Origin of the sequence: Pontixanthobacter sp. CEM42, assembly GCF_017812015.1 — a bacterium.
In the GTDB taxonomy this organism is placed as follows: Bacteria; Pseudomonadota; Alphaproteobacteria; order Sphingomonadales; family Sphingomonadaceae; genus Pontixanthobacter.
Map to the genome: position 1 here is coordinate 364,596 of NZ_JADQTN010000002.1, position 16,764 is coordinate 381,359.

General features: G+C 57.1%; 18 protein-coding genes and 1 tRNA gene. 16 read left to right on the forward strand and 3 right to left on the reverse strand.

The window, feature by feature from the left end; all coding sequences use genetic code 11:
• Positions 1-7: 7 nt before the first annotated feature.
• Positions 8-1,564 (forward strand): long-chain-fatty-acid--CoA ligase, encoded by a 1,557-nt coding sequence (locus J9777_RS11700; protein WP_209349001.1) that lies wholly within the window; start codon positions 8-10, stop codon positions 1,562-1,564.
• Between the two features lie 449 nt (positions 1,565-2,013).
• On the opposite strand, the gene J9777_RS11705 is transcribed toward J9777_RS11700, so the two are convergent.
• Positions 2,014-2,090: transfer RNA gene (locus tag J9777_RS11705), tRNA-Arg, on the reverse strand.
• A gap of 148 nt (positions 2,091-2,238) precedes the next feature.
• Here J9777_RS11705 and J9777_RS11710 point away from each other — a divergent pair.
• The 10 genes from J9777_RS11710 to J9777_RS11755 all read left to right on the forward strand — a co-directional run bounded on the left by J9777_RS11710 (position 2,239) and on the right by J9777_RS11755 (position 11,429).
• Entirely contained in the window at positions 2,239-2,637 is a 399-nt protein-coding gene (locus J9777_RS11710) for a hypothetical protein (protein WP_209349002.1), read from the forward strand.
• Positions 2,638-2,676: 39 nt separating this feature from the next.
• Entirely contained in the window at positions 2,677-3,174 is a 498-nt protein-coding gene (locus J9777_RS11715; protein ID WP_209349003.1) for an MmcB family DNA repair protein, read from the forward strand.
• 51 nt (positions 3,175-3,225) lie between these two features.
• Positions 3,226-3,948: a sterol desaturase family protein gene (locus J9777_RS11720; protein ID WP_209349004.1), complete on the forward strand. Its 723-nt coding sequence runs from the start codon at positions 3,226-3,228 to the stop codon at positions 3,946-3,948.
• Positions 3,949-3,971: 23 nt separating this feature from the next.
• Positions 3,972-4,385 carry a DUF2141 domain-containing protein gene (locus J9777_RS11725; protein WP_209349005.1) on the forward strand — a complete coding sequence of 138 codons (414 nt, stop codon included), beginning with the start codon at positions 3,972-3,974 and terminating at the stop codon, positions 4,383-4,385.
• Between the two features lie 104 nt (positions 4,386-4,489).
• The gene (locus J9777_RS11730; protein WP_209349006.1) at positions 4,490-6,190 is read left to right on the forward strand and encodes a hypothetical protein; all 1,701 of its coding nucleotides are present in this window, start codon (positions 4,490-4,492) and stop codon (positions 6,188-6,190) included.
• A gap of 49 nt (positions 6,191-6,239) precedes the next feature.
• Positions 6,240-7,352, forward strand: coding sequence for a phosphatase domain-containing protein (locus tag J9777_RS11735; RefSeq protein WP_209349007.1), 1,113 nt, complete (start codon positions 6,240-6,242; stop codon positions 7,350-7,352).
• Position 7,353: 1 nt separating this feature from the next.
• The gene (locus J9777_RS11740) at positions 7,354-8,343 is read left to right on the forward strand and encodes an alpha/beta hydrolase (protein ID WP_209349008.1); all 990 of its coding nucleotides are present in this window, start codon (positions 7,354-7,356) and stop codon (positions 8,341-8,343) included.
• A gap of 9 nt (positions 8,344-8,352) precedes the next feature.
• A complete protein-coding gene (locus J9777_RS11745) occupies positions 8,353-9,729 on the forward strand; it encodes a M48 family metalloprotease (protein ID WP_209349009.1) in 1,377 nt (458 codons plus the stop codon).
• A gap of 21 nt (positions 9,730-9,750) precedes the next feature.
• Positions 9,751-10,455 carry a DsbA family protein gene (locus J9777_RS11750; protein WP_245228721.1) on the forward strand — a complete coding sequence of 235 codons (705 nt, stop codon included), beginning with the start codon at positions 9,751-9,753 and terminating at the stop codon, positions 10,453-10,455.
• Positions 10,456-10,457: 2 nt separating this feature from the next.
• Positions 10,458-11,429 (forward strand): hypothetical protein, encoded by a 972-nt coding sequence (locus J9777_RS11755; RefSeq protein ID WP_209349011.1) that lies wholly within the window; start codon positions 10,458-10,460, stop codon positions 11,427-11,429.
• Here J9777_RS11755 and J9777_RS11760 read toward each other — a convergent pair.
• Positions 11,426-12,028, reverse strand: coding sequence for an HD domain-containing protein (locus tag J9777_RS11760; protein WP_245228722.1), 603 nt, complete (start codon positions 12,026-12,028; stop codon positions 11,426-11,428). The genes J9777_RS11755 and J9777_RS11760 overlap by 4 nt on opposite strands.
• Before the next feature lie 124 nt (positions 12,029-12,152).
• Here J9777_RS11760 and J9777_RS11765 point away from each other — a divergent pair, with 124 nt between their 5' ends.
• The 4 genes from J9777_RS11765 to J9777_RS11780 all read left to right on the forward strand — a co-directional run bounded on the left by J9777_RS11765 (position 12,153) and on the right by J9777_RS11780 (position 15,763).
• Positions 12,153-13,406 (forward strand): histidine kinase, encoded by a 1,254-nt coding sequence (locus J9777_RS11765; protein WP_209349012.1) that lies wholly within the window; start codon positions 12,153-12,155, stop codon positions 13,404-13,406.
• Complete coding sequence (locus J9777_RS11770; protein ID WP_160612512.1) at positions 13,403-14,200, forward strand: LytTR family DNA-binding domain-containing protein; 798 nt, start codon at positions 13,403-13,405, stop codon at positions 14,198-14,200. Before J9777_RS11765 ends, J9777_RS11770 begins: the two co-directional genes overlap by 4 nt.
• Positions 14,190-15,059, forward strand: a complete 870-nt coding sequence (gene nadC / locus J9777_RS11775) for a carboxylating nicotinate-nucleotide diphosphorylase (RefSeq protein WP_245228723.1) — start codon at positions 14,190-14,192, stop codon at positions 15,057-15,059. The genes J9777_RS11770 and nadC overlap by 11 nt, the downstream gene beginning before the upstream one ends.
• An 80-nt stretch (positions 15,060-15,139) precedes the next feature.
• The gene (locus J9777_RS11780) at positions 15,140-15,763 is read left to right on the forward strand and encodes a ribonuclease T (protein WP_245228724.1); all 624 of its coding nucleotides are present in this window, start codon (positions 15,140-15,142) and stop codon (positions 15,761-15,763) included.
• Here the strand turns inward: J9777_RS11780 and J9777_RS11785 are convergent.
• Positions 15,760-16,215 carry a nucleoside deaminase gene (locus J9777_RS11785; RefSeq protein ID WP_209349015.1) on the reverse strand — a complete coding sequence of 152 codons (456 nt, stop codon included), beginning with the start codon at positions 16,213-16,215 and terminating at the stop codon, positions 15,760-15,762. The two genes, J9777_RS11780 and J9777_RS11785, sit on opposite strands and share 4 nt — an antisense overlap.
• A 187-nt stretch (positions 16,216-16,402) precedes the next feature.
• Between J9777_RS11785 and rpmB the strand changes: the two genes are divergently transcribed.
• The gene (rpmB, locus tag J9777_RS11790) at positions 16,403-16,702 is read left to right on the forward strand and encodes a 50S ribosomal protein L28 (RefSeq protein ID WP_209349016.1); all 300 of its coding nucleotides are present in this window, start codon (positions 16,403-16,405) and stop codon (positions 16,700-16,702) included.
• Positions 16,703-16,764 lie beyond the last annotated feature (62 nt).

Genomic DNA, 16,764 nt, shown 5'->3' on the forward strand with positions numbered 1-16,764 from the left:
AGACTACATGCCCGAAGACTATCCCTATTTCCCGACTTACGGCGAGGCTTTGGCCCATTATGCCGAGCATACGCCAGACCAAATCGCGCTTCGCTTCGGCGACCGCGTTACCGACTATAAGAGCTACGATCGCCACGCGACGCAAATTGCCAACGGGCTTATGGAAATGGGCCTCTCCAAAGGGGACCGCGTTGCCTATTTTGGCAAGAATAGCGATCGCTCGGTCGAACTGGCTCTCGGTGCAGCGCGCGCAGGCATGGTGTTCATCCCAATCATCTGGCGTCTCGCCCCGAAGGAGGTCGAGTTCATCCTGAATGACTCCGGTGCAGGCGTATTGTTCGTCGAGCCCGAATTTGCAGATCAATTGCCATTCGATGGCACAAAGGTCCTAACCGATGATAGCTTCGATGCCTGGCGCGATGCGCAATCAGATGCTGCGGTAGAAGTAGAAGTCGGTGCGCAAGACGCGCTACTGCAGCTCTACACATCAGGCACCACCGGTCTGCCCAAAGGCGTAGTGCTCAGTCACCACAATGGGACGCATCTGCGTCCGCTGATGAAAGAGCACAATATTTACTGGTACTGCCCCGATCCGGGTGACTCGCTGATCTTTGCGATGCCTTATGGCCATATTGCTGGTGTCGGCACCGCAATCAGCGGGGTGCTTGGCGGTTTGGAAGTGATCGTTCACCGCGAATTTGATCCCGCGCTGACGATTGCCGACGTCCAGAAATACAAAGTCAAATGGCTGTTCATCGTGCCTGCTGCACTTGGCATCATGCTGGCGCATCCGGACGCCGAGAATGCCGACTTCTCTTCAGTCAAAGGGCTTACCTACGGTGCCAGCCCGATCCCGCTCGATATGCTTAAGGAAGGCGTCGCGCGCCTTAAATGCGACTTCGCGCAACTTTACGGCCTGACCGAGACATTTGGCACCGTAATCAGCCTGTCACCGGACGACCATAAACCCGAAAACATCGTCGGTCGCGAGCATGTGATGAAATCCGCCGGTCAACCGGTCCCCGGTGTTGAAGTGCGGATCATGGACGAGGATCTGAACCCGCTACCCGCCGGAGAAACCGGCGAAGTCGCAATTCGCAGCGATTGTGTGATGCTTGGCTATTGGAACCGCCCGGAAGAAAACGAGAAAGCACTGATCGGGGATGGTTGGTTCCGCACTGGCGACGCCGGAATGGTCGATGCGGAGGGCTATCTCTACATCCAGGACCGGATCAAAGACATGATCATCACTGGCGGCGAGAATGTCTATCCCGCGCAAGTCGAAAGTGCGCTTTATGGCCACCCCGACATTGCCGACATCGCGGTGATCGGCATACCCGATGAGAAATGGGGTGAGGCCGTCAAAGCTGTCATCGTCGCCAAGCCAGGTTCGGACCTGAGCGAGAGCGATGTGATCGCTTACGCCAAGGATCAGATCGCAGGGTTCAAATGCCCGAAATCGGTCGATTTCATCGAAATGCTCCCGCGAAACCCATCCGGCAAAATCCTTCGCCGTGAACTTCGTGCGCCCTATTGGGACGGCAAAGAGCGGGCGGTGAATTAGGGCGCTAGGATATGTTCTCTCAGAATGTCGTGACCAAGCACCACGGCCAACAAATACGAGTAACCAATGAGATGAACCTCTCATTGGCTGACTTTAAGTCGTTCGGATTAAGTTCAAGCGCGAAATTGTACATCGACGGAGATCTCCGCGACGCAAGCAGTGCGAATTGGGTTGGTGGATCACGCCCCCTGCTCAGCGGCTCGGTGCAGCAAGGTAATCGACGATCAGTGATTGAGGTTTACTGCAAATCGACACTATTCACGGTGAAGATAAAGATATGCGCTGATGGCAACTGGATCGCTGGCGACAATTTCTAGCAGTTTTAGCTACAAGCAACCTGAGAGGATGGTCTCAGGCTCGACATTTTCCGATCTTAGCAGCGCTCGACCTCGAACTTCGTTTCATCGCTAGATACGCCAAGGGCGCGATCCCCACGGAGATCGCGCCCTTGGCGCACCCGAGAGGATTCGAACCTCTGGCCTCTGCCTTCGGAGGGCAGCGCTCTATCCAGCTGAGCTACGGGTGCGGATACAGGCGGTTGCCTGTGCCTCGATTTCCAAGACGAAGCGGCGCTTAGCAAAGGGGTGGCGGGCTTGCCAGCCCAAAACCGTGTGTGGCCAAACCGGTCGTTCATTAGCGTTTTGGCAAGCGCTTGGTGGTATCGCCTTCGCACAATGGACAAGCCTACGCCCAAATTCACCAAGCCAGCCGGACAGGAACCGCGCGACACTAGCAGCAAGCTGAGTCGTCAATGGACCGCCGTTCAAGATGCCGCTCAAGCCGTGGCGATGATGGCCGGACTGGCTCCTGAAAAACCGAGCAGCAAGATTCGTAATTTTCCGGCACTGATTAAGGATGTCGAAGGCTGGAGGTTGGAATTGGCCAAGAGTCATATCGCCGACATGTCCGCGATGATGCAGCCCGGCGTCGCCGCTTTGCTTGCGGTCAATGCGCGCGGGCAAGATGCTACGGCGGCGGCTTTGACCCTGTGGCGTGAATATCATGCGGCTCGGGAAGCGGTGCTGGCGTTGCTCCCCGAAACCGGAAAAATGGGTCCGCCCCGATCAGCATGAGCGCTTGACCAAGTTCTTGCTATGTTCCAGAGATGGAGCATGGTGAATCACTCCGCTACACAAATATTGTCGGCACAATCACAGTTCGACGCGCAAGATGTTGCCCGCGGGATCCTGCGGCTGTTCGCGCGCAACGATATTTGGTGCATTCCGGAAATGCCGCTGCGCAACAATCGCCGCGCCGACTTGATGGGTATCGATCCCAAAGGGCGCGTGGTGATTGTCGAAATTAAAGTCAGCCGGGCCGATCTTCTCGGCGACAATAAGTGGCCCGATTATCTGGATTTTTGTGACCGCTTTTATTGGGGTCTACCGCCAGAACTGGATCGTGCACCGCTTGAGAGTGAGGCCTATCAACCCGAGAATTGCGGCATCATTGTCGCCGACAGCTATGATGCTGAAATACTTCGCCCCGCTCCGTCACAGCCATTGGCCGCCGCGCGGCGCAAAGTCGAAGTCGAACGGCTCGCCCGTACGGCCATGCGCAGACATGCATTCTGCGCCGACCCCGAATGCCCCCAGCCAGGCAAAAGCTGATATTCCCGAATAGGTCTGTCGCTAAAGACTGGTCTTCGGCATAGAGGCGCAATGCTCACTGCGATTATCATATCGGCACTGGCGATGACTGCGATTGTCGCGGTTCGTTACCTGATCACCAGCGGAGCTTTCGCTTGGGCCACGCGGCGCGTTCGCCCGGGACTTTATGACACATTAGATAGCCAGATCCGCAAGGAGATCGGCTGGTCCCTGCTATCTGCAGCGATCTACGGTATTCCGGCGGGCGTCGTCGCATGGGGTTGGCAGAACCGCGGCTGGACGCAGATCTATACCGATTTTGCCGACTATCCGCTGTGGTATCTCCCGCTTTCGCTACTGATCTATCTGTTCCTCCACGATACGTGGTTTTACTGGACGCATCGCTGGATGCATCAGCCGAAGCTGTTCAAGCTGGCGCATGCTGTGCATCACGCCAGCCGCCCGCCAACCGCCTGGGCGGCGATGAGTTTCCATCCGCTGGAGGCGATTACCGGCGCGGTTGTGATCCCCGCGCTCGTACTCTTGATCCCGATTCATGTTGCCATGCTCGGCTTGGTTCTGGCGGTCATGACCATCATGGGCGTAACCAATCATATGGGTTGGGAGATGTTCCCTCGCTTTCTTGTTCATTCCAAGTTGGGGAAAGGGCTGATAACAGCCAGCCATCATCAGCGTCATCACGAGGCATATACATGCAATTACGGACTGTATTTCCGGTTTTGGGACAAACTTTGCGGCACCGACAAGGGGCTGTCGGACGCGTTTGTGCGCTAGCGTTGCTGCCCGCAGCCGCCCTGATGCTAGGCGGTAATACGCCTGCACAAGACGGCGCAGAGACCAGCACGGTACAGGTCACGGTGACCAATCTGCGCAACACCAAAGGTGTAGTGCGTGCGTGCATGACCACCAATCCCAAGCTGTTCCCGAAATGCCGCGGTGAGGCCAAGGCCTATTCGGTGACCGTTCCAGCCGCGACAACTGTCACGCTCAGCTTCAAGGATGTGAAGCCCGGCCGTTACGCCATTGCCCTGCTGCACGACGAGAACAATAACGGCAAAGCAGACCGCGCGCTTATGATGATGCCCAAAGAAGGATACGGCTTCTCCCGCGATGCCAAAGTCCGGATGGGGCCGCCCAAATTCAAGTCTGCCGCATTTGACGTCACATCAGAGGACCAGTCGCAATCAATCAAGATGCGCTACATGCTATAAAGTGACGTCACTCCACCGCGCGCAGGATAAACGATCTTAACGCATTGTTTACCACGCGCCTTCATAAGAACCCTTGAACTAATACCAAGGGGGCTTTTGAAGCCATGGACACGTTGCGCGGAAACTTCGGATCAACGGATTATCAGTCCGATCAGGACGATTACGACAATTCGGACGACGAAACCGGTGGCGAACTGCCGCCAACCGCCATTGGTACGGACGAGCGCCGCATGCAGGTGCGCGCTTATAATCATTGGGCGGGTCAGCTCGACGATCGCAACTTCCCATCCATTGAAGATCTGGAGCCGGAAGAGCTCACGGACTTCGGTCCGTACAGCGTCCTCCTGGATTTCACTGCCGGAATCGAAGACCCCTCAATCCAGTATCTTGGCAAAGAGCTTGCTGGCGAATGCGGCACCGAAGCTGAAATCTCTCAGCTTTCCGACGTGCCCAGCCGTTCGTTGCTAAGCCGGATTACAGATCACTACATGCAAATTCTCGCCAACCAGGCACCGATTGGCTTCGAAGCTGAATTCGTAAATCAACGCAATGCGACGATCATGTATCGCGGCATCCTGCTGCCATATTCCAGCGATGGCGAGACAATCGATTTCATCTATGGTGTGATCAATTGGAAAGAAATGGCCGATCAGGCCACGACTGACGAGCTTTTGCTCGAAATCGATCAGGCGCTTGAGTTGGACGAAGCGGCGGGGGTCGCACGTGAACCCGATCCGGTTACGGACTGGGCCGACGGCCCCGGCACTGAAGCAGGCACTGACGCGCTTGAGCTTGGTGCAGATGATGAGGCTGCCGATGCTCCTGTCCACGCCGAAAGCGTGGACAATGACGGCCAATTCCCGACACCAGCCTTTGGCAGCGATGCCGATTCTGAAGAAGGCGATGACGAAGAGGAATATGAAGATGACGCGGTGGTCGCGCGCCTGTCATCGCTTATCCAACCGCGTACCGGCATCTCCAGCGACCTTAGCGCGAACGATCATAGCGATGATTGGGACGAGGAAGGTTCCGGTATTATCGAGAACCCAGTTTCGCCTCTTGCGCAGAAACCATCTGCGCTGCTTCGCAAGAGCACTGTAGATCTGGCAGCGGCGGCTGAGCGCCACGCTGACGAAGAATTTGAAGAAACAGGCGAGCCCATCGCTGAACCGGCACCTGTTGCAATAAGCGAGAACGATGAAGGCGGTCTGTATGACTGCCTCGCCGACGCCCGTGAACTTGCGCAGACCGCACGCACCAGCGAAGATCGGACCCGTTCCGCACTCTATGCTGCGGTAGGCCGCGCCTATGACGTCAGCCTTGCTGCACAAGACGCACCAGAAGAATTTGAAGAGCTCGTCGCCGAAAACGGCTTGGCCATTCAAGAACGCGCCCCAATGACACCGATTGTGAAACTGGTGTTCGGCGCGGATTATGACAAAACTCGCCTGACTGAATATGCATCGGTACTGTCACACGCGCAGCGCGTTGGTATCGAGCGCGGCGGTCTGTCGGAGTTTCTGACGTCGGCCGATGGCGGGCTTAAAGGTGTGGTTCAGGCTGAGCGCCGGATTCGCAAAGAGGAAAGCGGCAAGGATGTCGCTCCGCTTGACGCTCCTAAACCTTCGATTGCCAAGAAACTCCGCAAGATTGAAGGCCAGCCGCTCGATACGCTCGATCCGCAAGGTGCAGAGTTTGGCGTGGTGATGATCCGTCGCCTGACAACGGGAGAGATCGTTGTACTTGGCGAAGTGTCGGAAGATATCCCGCTGGTCGAAAAAGTCGCGCGCAAGCTGCTGAAATAATGCTCGTTTGCCGCTAGGCATCGGAAGTCGAGGTAGCTAGCGTTGCCTCATGCCAGTGTTCAATGACGCGCCAGTTCGCGTTCAACCCTATTTCGGATATCGCAATCAGCAACGGCTGGTCATCTCCGCACGCGCGCTACGTTCGGGTAAGGCCAATTTCAGCCGTGGCGGGCGCTGGCAAGCGATGCGTACGATGCTATCCCAATTTGCATCACGCGAAGTTGAGGGACTGTCAGTTACACTTGAGTTTCAGGACTCGGCAGGACAGAAAACACATCATCCCGCAGAGACCGACCGTGAAGGCTTCGTCCATTTCGACGTGCCGTTGAGTGAGACCGCCCTGCCCAATGATCCGATGTGGGACGTGGTCGCCTTGCGCTGGAGCAACAGCGAGGGCGATCAATGTGTTGAGGGGCATGTCCTGGCGCCCAGCGGGCGGGCCAAGCTCGGTGTCATCTCCGATATCGACGACACCATTATTGAGACTGGCATCACCGGCAGCTTCCGTGCGATCATTCGTAATTGGCGGCGCGTGCTCGCCGAAATGCCTGAGGAACGCCTTAATGTTCCCGGCGTAGACGCGTTCTATAGCTCACTGGGTGGTGGCTCCGTACTGCAAAACAGCGACCGGATGGGCAAAGCCGTGCCGACACTCAGCAAGCGTCCGTTCTTCTATGTATCCTCAAGCCCGTGGAACCTGTTTTCCTATCTTGTCGCGTTCAAGAAGACGCGCGACCTACCGCTTGGGCCGATCATGCTGCGCGATTGGGGCTTTAACCGCGAAACGCTCGGCTCAAGCAGCCATGGTGCGCATAAGCGCGATGCGATCGATACGATCTTAAGAACCTACCCTGATATGCGCTTCGCCTTAATCGGAGACGATAGTCAGGGAGATCTAACCGCTTATGGTGATATTGTAGCCGATCATCCCGGCCGGATAGCAGCTGTGTTTATCCGAACGGTCGGAGCAGCCTTCTCTCCGGAAGAAATTGCCGCCAAGGCAGTAATCGAGGCAAATGCAGTCCCTCTGTGGCTCGGGGGCGATTACAAAACGGGCGAAGCCTTCCTGAAAGCGACAGGGCTTGCATCCGACAAGGAAGCCACGCAAATCGTCACAACAATCGACAAGGCACACCCGAACGATCAGGAAGCGGTTTCATAATATGGCGAGAAAAGGATTGCGGCGCATGGGATGGGCTCTGCTCATAGTGGTATTGGTGGTCGGGACAGCTGCGCTGGCCTTGCAATATTCGATTGGGCGCAACGGCCCCAAGGTCCTCGATACGGTCGACGGGCTGGTTGGTGGATCGCGCGATGTTGCGCTGGTGCATACCGAGAGTTTGGGTGAGCATTCCAAGCAGAAGCTATCCGTCTATCGCGTCGAGAATGGCAGTGAGGCTTCGACCGGACAGAAGCCAGTTCTCCTATTCGTCCATGGCGGTGGTTGGCGCAGCGGCGATATTGATGATTACGGCTTCTTTGCGCGCGGATTAGCGCCCGAAGGCTACGTAATTGTGCTGGTTGGCTATCGCTTGGGTCCGGATGGTACATTCCCGCGCATGTTGGAAGACACCGCCAAAGGTGTTGCTTGGACCAAAAACAACATCGCCCAATATGGCGGTGACCCCAATGCAATCTTTATCGCAGGCCATTCCGCAGGCGCATATAATGTCGCGATGCTTGGGCTAGACCGCCAATGGGTGGGCCGCGAAGGCCTCGACACCAGCGATATTGCCGGTGTGATCGGTATCTCTGGCCCATATGATTTTTACCCATTCGATAGCGAATCGACCAAATTGGCATTTGGCGGCGCGGAGGATGGTCCCTCCACACAGCCGGTGAATTTTGCGCGCGCAGATGCGCCACCTTTACTTCTAATCCAAGGTGAGAAAGACACAGTTGTGTCACCCCGCCACGCGCCGTCGCTGAAAAATGTCGTCGAAAAAGCGGGTGGTAAAGCCGAAACGGTGATGTTCGCCGATATGGATCACAATGCGCCAATATTGGCGACAGCCAGTCCTTGGCGGCGAGACCGTACGTTCATCGAAACGATCGCTGCATTCACCGCCAAAGTGCTGCAATCTCGCGAAACGGCGAGTGAGCCCGAAGTCACCGACAACACTTCAGTTCCTGTTCAGGCCGAAACCGGCTAGCATGGCGTGATGCGCTTTCCCTCTCCGCTCTCGAAATATCTTGGCCGCTTGCTCGCGCTTGTCGCAGCCATCACGATGGCCGCGCAGCCGGTAGCCGCGCAGTCGATCCTTCGCGATGCAGAGACCGAGGCTTTGCTCAATGATATGGCCGCTCCGCTGATCGAAGCGGCCGACCTGGAGCCGAACAATGTCGATATGGTGCTGATCAATGATCGGTCGATCAATGCGTTCGTCGCGGGCGGGCAAGCAATTTACATCCATTCGGGCCTGATCGAAGCCGCCGACACGGCGAACGAAGTTCAAGGCGTTATCGCGCATGAATTGGGCCATATAACCGGCGGGCATATCAACCGTATGCGCGATGGGATTGGAACAGCCACTAACATTTCAATTCTGTCGATGCTGATTGGCGTTGCCGCAGCATTGGCCGGCGCTGGCGAAGCTGGCGTCGGAATAGTCGCCGCAGGCCAGCAAGCGGCACTGGGGAAGTTTCTGGCCTTCACGCGCGTGCAGGAGGCAAGCGCCGACGCTGCTGGCGCGGAATATCTCTCCAGAGCGGGCATTTCCGGGCGCGGCTCCATCGAGTTCTTCAAGAAATTGCAGAATCTCGAATTTCGCTATGGCCGCAGTCAGGCTGATGAAGCCACCTTCGGCCGCACGCACCCGCTATCGGGGGATCGGATCGCGCTCTTACGCGAAACCTATATTGCCGATCCTGCATGGGAAAGTCCCGATGATCCCGAATTGCAGGCGCGTTTCGAGCGGGTGAAGGCCAAGCTTTACGGCTACCAAGCCGACCCGAACCGGACATTGCGGAAGTTCCCCGAAACACGCCAAGATGTGCCCGCGCGCTATGCTCGTGCCTATGCCTATCACAAGAGTGCGTTGATTGATCTCGCACTCGGCGAAGCCGATGCGCTGATCGCAGTGAACCCGGCTGATCCCTATTTTCTCGAGCTAAAAGGTCAGGTTCTGCTCGAATCTGGACGACCGGAGGAAGCTATCGAACCGCTTCGAAAAGCAACGCAATTGACGCGCAACGAGCCGCTGATCGCCTCGATGTTCGGCCATGCGCTAATCGCTACCGAAGACGAAAACAATTTTGCCGAAGCCGAACAGGTACTGCGGGCAGCAGTCTCGCGTGACCGCTTCAATCCGTTTGCATGGTATCAGTTAGGCGTGGTCTACGCAGCCAATGGCGATATGCCGCGCGCGCGGCTCGCCAGCGCAGAACAGCAAGTGATGAGCCGCCAATACGGGCTGGCCATTCGCAGTGCGCAATTTGCCGAGGCCGGATTGCCGGTCGGGTCACCCGATTGGATCCGCGCCCAAGATATCGGGCTGCAGGCACGCGCCGAGCTTGAACGGCTGCAGGACCGCCGCTAGCGCCCCAATATGGCAAACCAGATGCACAACACTTCATTTCGTTCACTGCTAACAACCGCTCTGATCGCCCTGGCCTTCGGGTTTGGGGGAGCAGCGCTATGGTCTGCGACCGGGCTGGGCCATGCACAGACACGCAGTTATCTGCTCGAGAACCCTGACATTCTTCCCGAAATGGCGGAGAATTTCCAAAAACAGCAAGCACGCGAACGCCTTGCCGATATTGCCGATGAAGTCATCGCTCCGTTCCCGGGTGCCGTGCTGGGCAATCCGGAAGGCAGCGTAACGTTGGTTGAGTTTACCGATTATTCCTGCGGCTATTGCCGTATGAGCACCGAGCATGTGGCGGAATTGGTTGCGAAGAATCCTGATTTGCGCGTCGTCGTGCGTGAATGGCCCATCTTGGGTACCGATCAAGCCGCACAGATGGCGCTCGCTGCCGCGCAGCAGGGCAAGTTCACTCAGTTTCACGAGGAAATGTTCCTCGCAGGCCCTCCCAGCGAGAATGCGATCATGAAGGCAGCCGCAGCGGCTGGCCTTGATCTCGCCAAGGCACAGGAGTTCATCGCTTCGCGCGCAGCTGATTATGAGCTTGCCAAGAATGCCGAACTAGCCAGAAAGCTTGGCTTTGGCGGCACTCCCAGCTGGGTCATTGGCGACCAGGTTTTTGAAGGAGCGGTCGGCGAGGCCAAGCTGCAAGAAGCTATCGACGCTGCACAAGCATCGTAGGCATGCGCCGAATTGCGCGCTCGCTCCCGTTTATCGCCGCAGTCTGGCTCGCTACTTCTGTAGTTCCTGTTGTGGCGCAGGACGAAAAATATGCTGAATCGCTTCGCAGCCTTCAGCAGCTCGATGCCCGGGTCCAAACAGTTGGATGGCACCTGGCTCAAGGCAATGCCCAATATTGCTCCGCCACACGTCCTGCAATCGGGCTGCTGCTGCAGGATATTATGGGCTACAATCGCCCAACCGCTGCGCGCAATGCACTAGCAGTGCAAACCGATTTTGCGGTGCAGGCCGTGGCCCAAGACAGTCCGGCGCAGCGTGCAGGTTTAACCCCCAATCAACCGATCACGGCGATCGACGGCCGTGATTTATCCAAGATGGTCCGCAACGCGAAAGCCCCATATCTGCGACTCAAATGGGCAGAGGCTGCGGTACAGCGCGGTCTCGATACGAACGGCAAAATCGACGTGATATTGGCCGGCGAAACAGAGCCAGTTACGATTGCGGGTGAAGCCATTTGTGCGGCCAGCTTTGTAGTGCGCCCCAGCGATGACAAGGCGGCTGCGGACGCAAAGGCCGTGTATATCGGCGGGAAGTTTGCGGGCCTGGCATATGCCGATGATGAATTGGCGGCTGCGGCAGCGCACGAATTGGCGCATGTATTGCTGAGCCATCCACAATGGCTGGCGGAGAATGGGCGCAAGCTCCGTGATGTCCGCCATACAGAGCGCGAAGCAGACCGGCTGATGCCATGGCTGCTCTTCAACGCCGGGTATGCGCCGGAGGCGGCCATGCGCTTCATGACGCGCTGGGGCAAAGAGGAAGACAGCACCTTTCTGGCGATCCGGCGCACGCATGATGGTTGGGACGAGCGCGTCGAACTGATTGAGGCAGAAATCGCAGTGCTCCGCCAAATCATTGCGGAGAAAGGCGCTGCGGACTGGTCGCAGAACTTCGTCCGCCAGCCGAAAACCTAGTCTTCATTCACATACATCGAGCTCAGCGGCTTTGCCAATACGCGGCGCACCATCGGCTCGAAGAATTCCAGCGGTTCGCTATCATAATTCGGATCAAACGCCGCTTGGTCATACTTCTCGCAAAACTCGGCGCACGCATCGAAATGCGGCTCGTTGCGGAAACTGTCACGGACATTGCGATCCATGCCTAGGTGATGGAAGAAATAATAGCCTTGGAACGCGCCGTGATGCTGGCAAATCCAGTGCTCTTCCTCGGTCACAAACGGTTTGATAATCGCGGCGGCAACATCAGGATGGTTATAAGTGCCCAGCGTGTCACCAATATCGTGGAGCAGAGCCATTACTACATAACGTTCGCCACGCCCGTCACGATGCGCGCGAGTCGCGGTTTGCAATGAGTGTTCCAAGCGGCAGACCGGAAAGCCGCCAAAATCGCCTTCGAGCAGTTTGAGATGAGTCAGTACGCGGTCAGGGAGATCGGAAGCAAACTCCATGTAATGTTTGCTGATAATAGCCCAGTCTTCGGCAGTGCCTTCTTTCATCTCGTGGAATTTGGCGCTTTCGCGTGCACCTTCCATCTGACCGGTTTTGATATCCATCACCTTATCTCCCTGCGACATCGACCTGACCGCCGATGCACCTTGTCGCATCAGTAATACCGCAAGCCGCATGATGAGTAAAACATATGTGACGCTGGCCGTGATTTTGGGCTAAAGAACACTCATGGCCGTTTTGCCTTTTCAACCAACGCCGTTCTTTGCGAACAAGAACCGGGCTTTCTGGGTGCTGCAACTTGCAGGTTGGGGCGGCGCGTTCCTGCTCAGAGCCATGGCCGCCATCGCCAATCAACAGCCACCCTCCTTGCTGCTGCAACTGCTGATCAGCGCGATCACCGGCTTTTCGGTAACATTGGTACTGTCAGTCATTTACCGCGAGCTCATCAACCGCAAGCCGCTGGTGACGTGGGGCGTGACTGCCATAGTGCTGATGCTGTCGGTTGGCCTCTATACCTTCATCGACGCGTGGGTGCTGCAATTGATCCGCGGCGGCACCGAAACCTCTTTCACGCAGCTGGTGATCGGCTTGTTCTACCTGCCGATGACACTGCTCGGCGCATGGTCAGCACTCTATTACGCGATCAACTTCTTCCTTCAGGTCGAGCAACAGGCGGATCAGCTTGAGCGGCTCGAAGCACAGGCTACCAGCGCGCAGCTCGCGATGCTGCGCTATCAACTGAACCCACATTTCCTGTTCAACACGCTCAATTCAATCAGCACGCTGGTTCTGCTCAAACAGACCGAACCCGCCAATGCGATGCTGACACGGCTATCTTCCTTCCTCCGCCACACACTGATGATTGAGGCGAGCGGCAAAGTGACCTTGGCGCAGGAAGTTGAAACGTTGAAGCTCTATCTCGGTATCGAGCGAATGCGATTCGAAGAGCGGCTGCGCACTGAATTCCAGATCGAGCCTGACGCGGCTAAAGCGTGCCTGCCCGCCATGCTGCTGCAGCCGCTGGTCGAGAACGCGATCAAATATGCGGTCTCCCCTCAAGAAGAGGGTGCCAAAATCAGCATTGCTGCGCAGCTCGTCGGACAGCGGCTGCGCGTCACCGTTTCCGATACCGGTCCGGGCTTGCAGGGCAGTGAAGGCAGGCGCAGATTGCCTGACGCCCTGACAGGAGACAGACAGGCCGTGTCGACCGGAGTAGGATTGCCGAATATTCGTGACCGCTTGGCGCAGGCCTATGGCGAAGAACACGCATTTGAAATCCGTACTCCGCCTACCGGCGGTTTCACTGTTGTCATTGAATTACCACATGAGGAAGCGGATGAGGACGGTGAGGAACCCACTCCTGTCGTTCTCTCCAATTCGCCCCCGAAACTTGCTGCACCCGATCAGGAAACCCCCTCCCCTGCTGCAGCGCCCGCAGCTGTGTCCGCGTCCACGCAGCGCCAGATTGGAACCCAAACATGACCATCCGTGCAATCATCGTCGATGACGAAAAACTCGCTATTCAAGGCCTGCAGGTTCGGCTCGAAGCTTTTGACGATGTCGAAATAATCGACACTTGCGCGAATGGCCGCGAAGCGATCCGCAAAATCAAAACCAAAAAGCCCGATCTGGTGTTTCTCGACATTCAGATGCCAGGCTTCGATGGCTTCAGCGTCGTCAAAGGCGTGATGGAGATCGAGCCGCCACTAATCGTGTTCGTTACCGCCTATCAGGAACATGCGATCCGCGCTTTCGAGGCAAATGCAGTCAATTATCTGATGAAGCCAGTCGATGAAGACAAGCTGGCCGACACAATCGAGCGCGTGCGCGTGCGCTTGGCCGAGAAGAAATCGACCGAGGATGCGGAGAAACTGCTCAATGTCCTCGCCGAAGTAGCGCCCGACGCTGCGGAAGAGTTCGCTGACGAAGATGGCGAAAGCACCGAGCGGTTTGAGAAGCTTATCAACGTGAAAGATCGCGGTCAGATCTTCCGCGTAGAAGTCGGCTCGATCGAGCATATCGAAGCGGCCGGCGATTATATGTGCATCTATACGGGCGATAATTCACTGATCCTGCGTGAGACGATGAAAGATCTGGAACGGAGGCTCGACCCGCGCAAGTTCCAGCGCGTGCACCGGTCAACCATCGTCAATCTCGATCAGGTCCGGCAGGTGAAGCCGCACACCAATGGCGAATGCTTCCTGGTGCTCGATTCGGGCGCAGAAGTTAAAGTATCGCGCAGTTATCGCGACGTGGTGGCCCGCTTTGTCCACTAAGCCTTTCAGCCTGGCTGGCTTCGACCTCGAAAAGTTTATCCGCGAGACCTTTGCCGAGGATCTTGGCGAGGGACTGTCCGGTGGCGGCCATGATGTGACGTCCGAGAGTGTAATCCCCGTCAACGCCCGCTTCGCTGGCGTAATGGACAGCCGCGACCCAATTACCGTCGCGGGCCTTCCCATCGCGGAAGCATTCTTTCGCGCGCTCGAACCGGACATGGAGATCGAGATTCTGGTCGAGGAAGGGCAACGAGTTCCGGCGGGCTCAGACCTTATGCGCCTTTCCGGCAATGCGCGCGCGATGCTGACCGCCGAGCGCTCGGCGCTGAACACAGTCCAGCATCTATCAGGCATTGCCACGATGGTGCGCGAATATGTCGACACTATGGATAATCCCGATTGCACACTGCTTGATACGCGCAAGACCATTCCCGGCCTGCGGCATCTGGAGAAATACGCTGTCCGCATGGGCGGCGCGAGCAATCATCGGATGGGCTTGTGGGATGCCGCGATGATCAAGGACAATCACGTGTTGGTCGCAGGACATGTCGGTGAAGCCGTCCGCCGCGCGCGTGAAGCCGGTGTCGAAACAATCATTTGCGAAATCGACCGGCTGGACCAGATCGAACCGGCCTTGGAAGCAGGCGCGACCCGTCTGCTGCTTGACAATATGGAACCCGATACGCTGCGCGAAGCGGTGGCGATGGTCGCCGGACGCGTGCCGACGGAAGCCAGTGGGGGGATCAACCTACAAACCATTAAGGCCAAGGCCGCGACAGGCGTAGACTATGTCTCCGTTGGGCGCCTGACTCAAAGCGCACCCGCCGCCGATATTGGGCTAGACTTTACTCCCTTGTGAGGTTTCTCGGGGGCCTTATTGCGCTGATTGGAATGCTTGGCGCTAGCGGCACCGCTATTGCCCAAGCTTATCAGTGCCGGATGCCTACAGCGATCTCTGTCCCCAAAATCGCACCGCAATCCAAACCGCGCCGCCTGCCGGTCAGCGGCTACACATTTGCCCTCAGTTGGTCGCCCGAGTTCTGCAAAGGCCGTGAGATGCAGGCGCGGCACCGCACACAATGTTCACGGCGCAATGGCCGGTTTGGCTTTGTTGCGCATGGATTGTGGCCGGAAAGCCGCGGCTCGTGGCCGCAATGGTGTTCGGCCACGCGCACTGTCCCGCCCGCTGAAGCGCGCCGCAATATGTGCATGATGCCTTCAGCACGCCTTATCGCGAGCCAATGGGCCAAACATGGCAGCTGCATGACCCGAAAGCCCGAAACCTATTTCAACGTGACCCGGATTTTGTGGAATACGCTGAGCTTTCCGGGAATGGACCGGCTTTCTCACGATGACGAATTGACCGCCGGCAAGCTACGCGATGCGTTTGTAAGAACGAATCCAGCCTGGCCTCGCTCTGCAATCGGCATTGATCTCAACCGGCGCGGATGGCTGGAAGAACTGCGCCTCTGCTATGATAAGGACTTCATGCCAAAAGCGTGTGACCGGCGGCGCTTCGGTCCACGCGATTCGGTTAAAATGAAGATTTGGCGCGGACTTTAACGCTTGGCGCGAAAGAATTCGCGCAACATCCCGGCCGCTTCAGCCTCACCCATTCCCGAATAAACCTCGGGCTTGTGCAAACATTGCTCTTGCTCGAACACTTTGGAGCCATGCTCTACAGCACCGCCTTTGGGATCTGAGGTGGCGTAATAAAGCTTGCCGATGCGCGCATGCGCAATCGCACCGGCACACATCGCGCAGGGTTCCAGGGTCACCCAAAGCTCACACCCTTCCAGTCGCTCCTGCCCCAACGCCTTTGCAGCACCGCGAATCGCTTTAATCTCGGCATGAGCAGTTGGATCGTGATCGGTTCGCGGAGCGTTGTGGCCGGTTGCAATCACTTCGCCATTCCGGACAATGACGGCACCGATCGGCACTTCTCCCGCGTCAGCCGCCTGATGCGCCAGCGCCAGCGCTTTGCGCATAGGGTCGGGAAGGGGCCAGCGGGTCATACCAAAGGCGCTAGCCAAGGCGCACGCACCCTGCAATACACGCCCCCACGATATTGAGGTGCAGCGGCGACGATTTGCTTGACGATTCGGCAACGGGAAGCTATCCGCGCGCCTTTCCGGGATAATCCCACAGATTTAACTGGCCTTCGGCATATGCTGGCGGCCCCGAATTCGAACGAGAGACAGCATGTCGCGCATTTGCGAACTGACCGGCAAGGGCCGCCTGACCGGCAACAATGTAAGCCACGCCAACAACAAGACCAAGCGTGTCTTCCTGCCTAACCTGCAGCACGTCACCCTGCTGAGCGAAAAGCTGGACCGTGGTTTCAAATTCCGCGTCTCTGCACACGGCCTGCGTTCGGTTGAACATAATGGCGGTCTCGACAATTGGCTGCTGAAGACCAAAGACGAGAAGCTTTCCAAGAGCGCGCAGAAAGTGAAGCGCGAACTGAAGAAAGCAACCAAGGAAGCTGACAAAGCTGCTTGATTGCGTCTCGCTCTACCAAGGGCGGTCGATCAGGACTTGATTCGAAAAGGCGTGCGGAGATT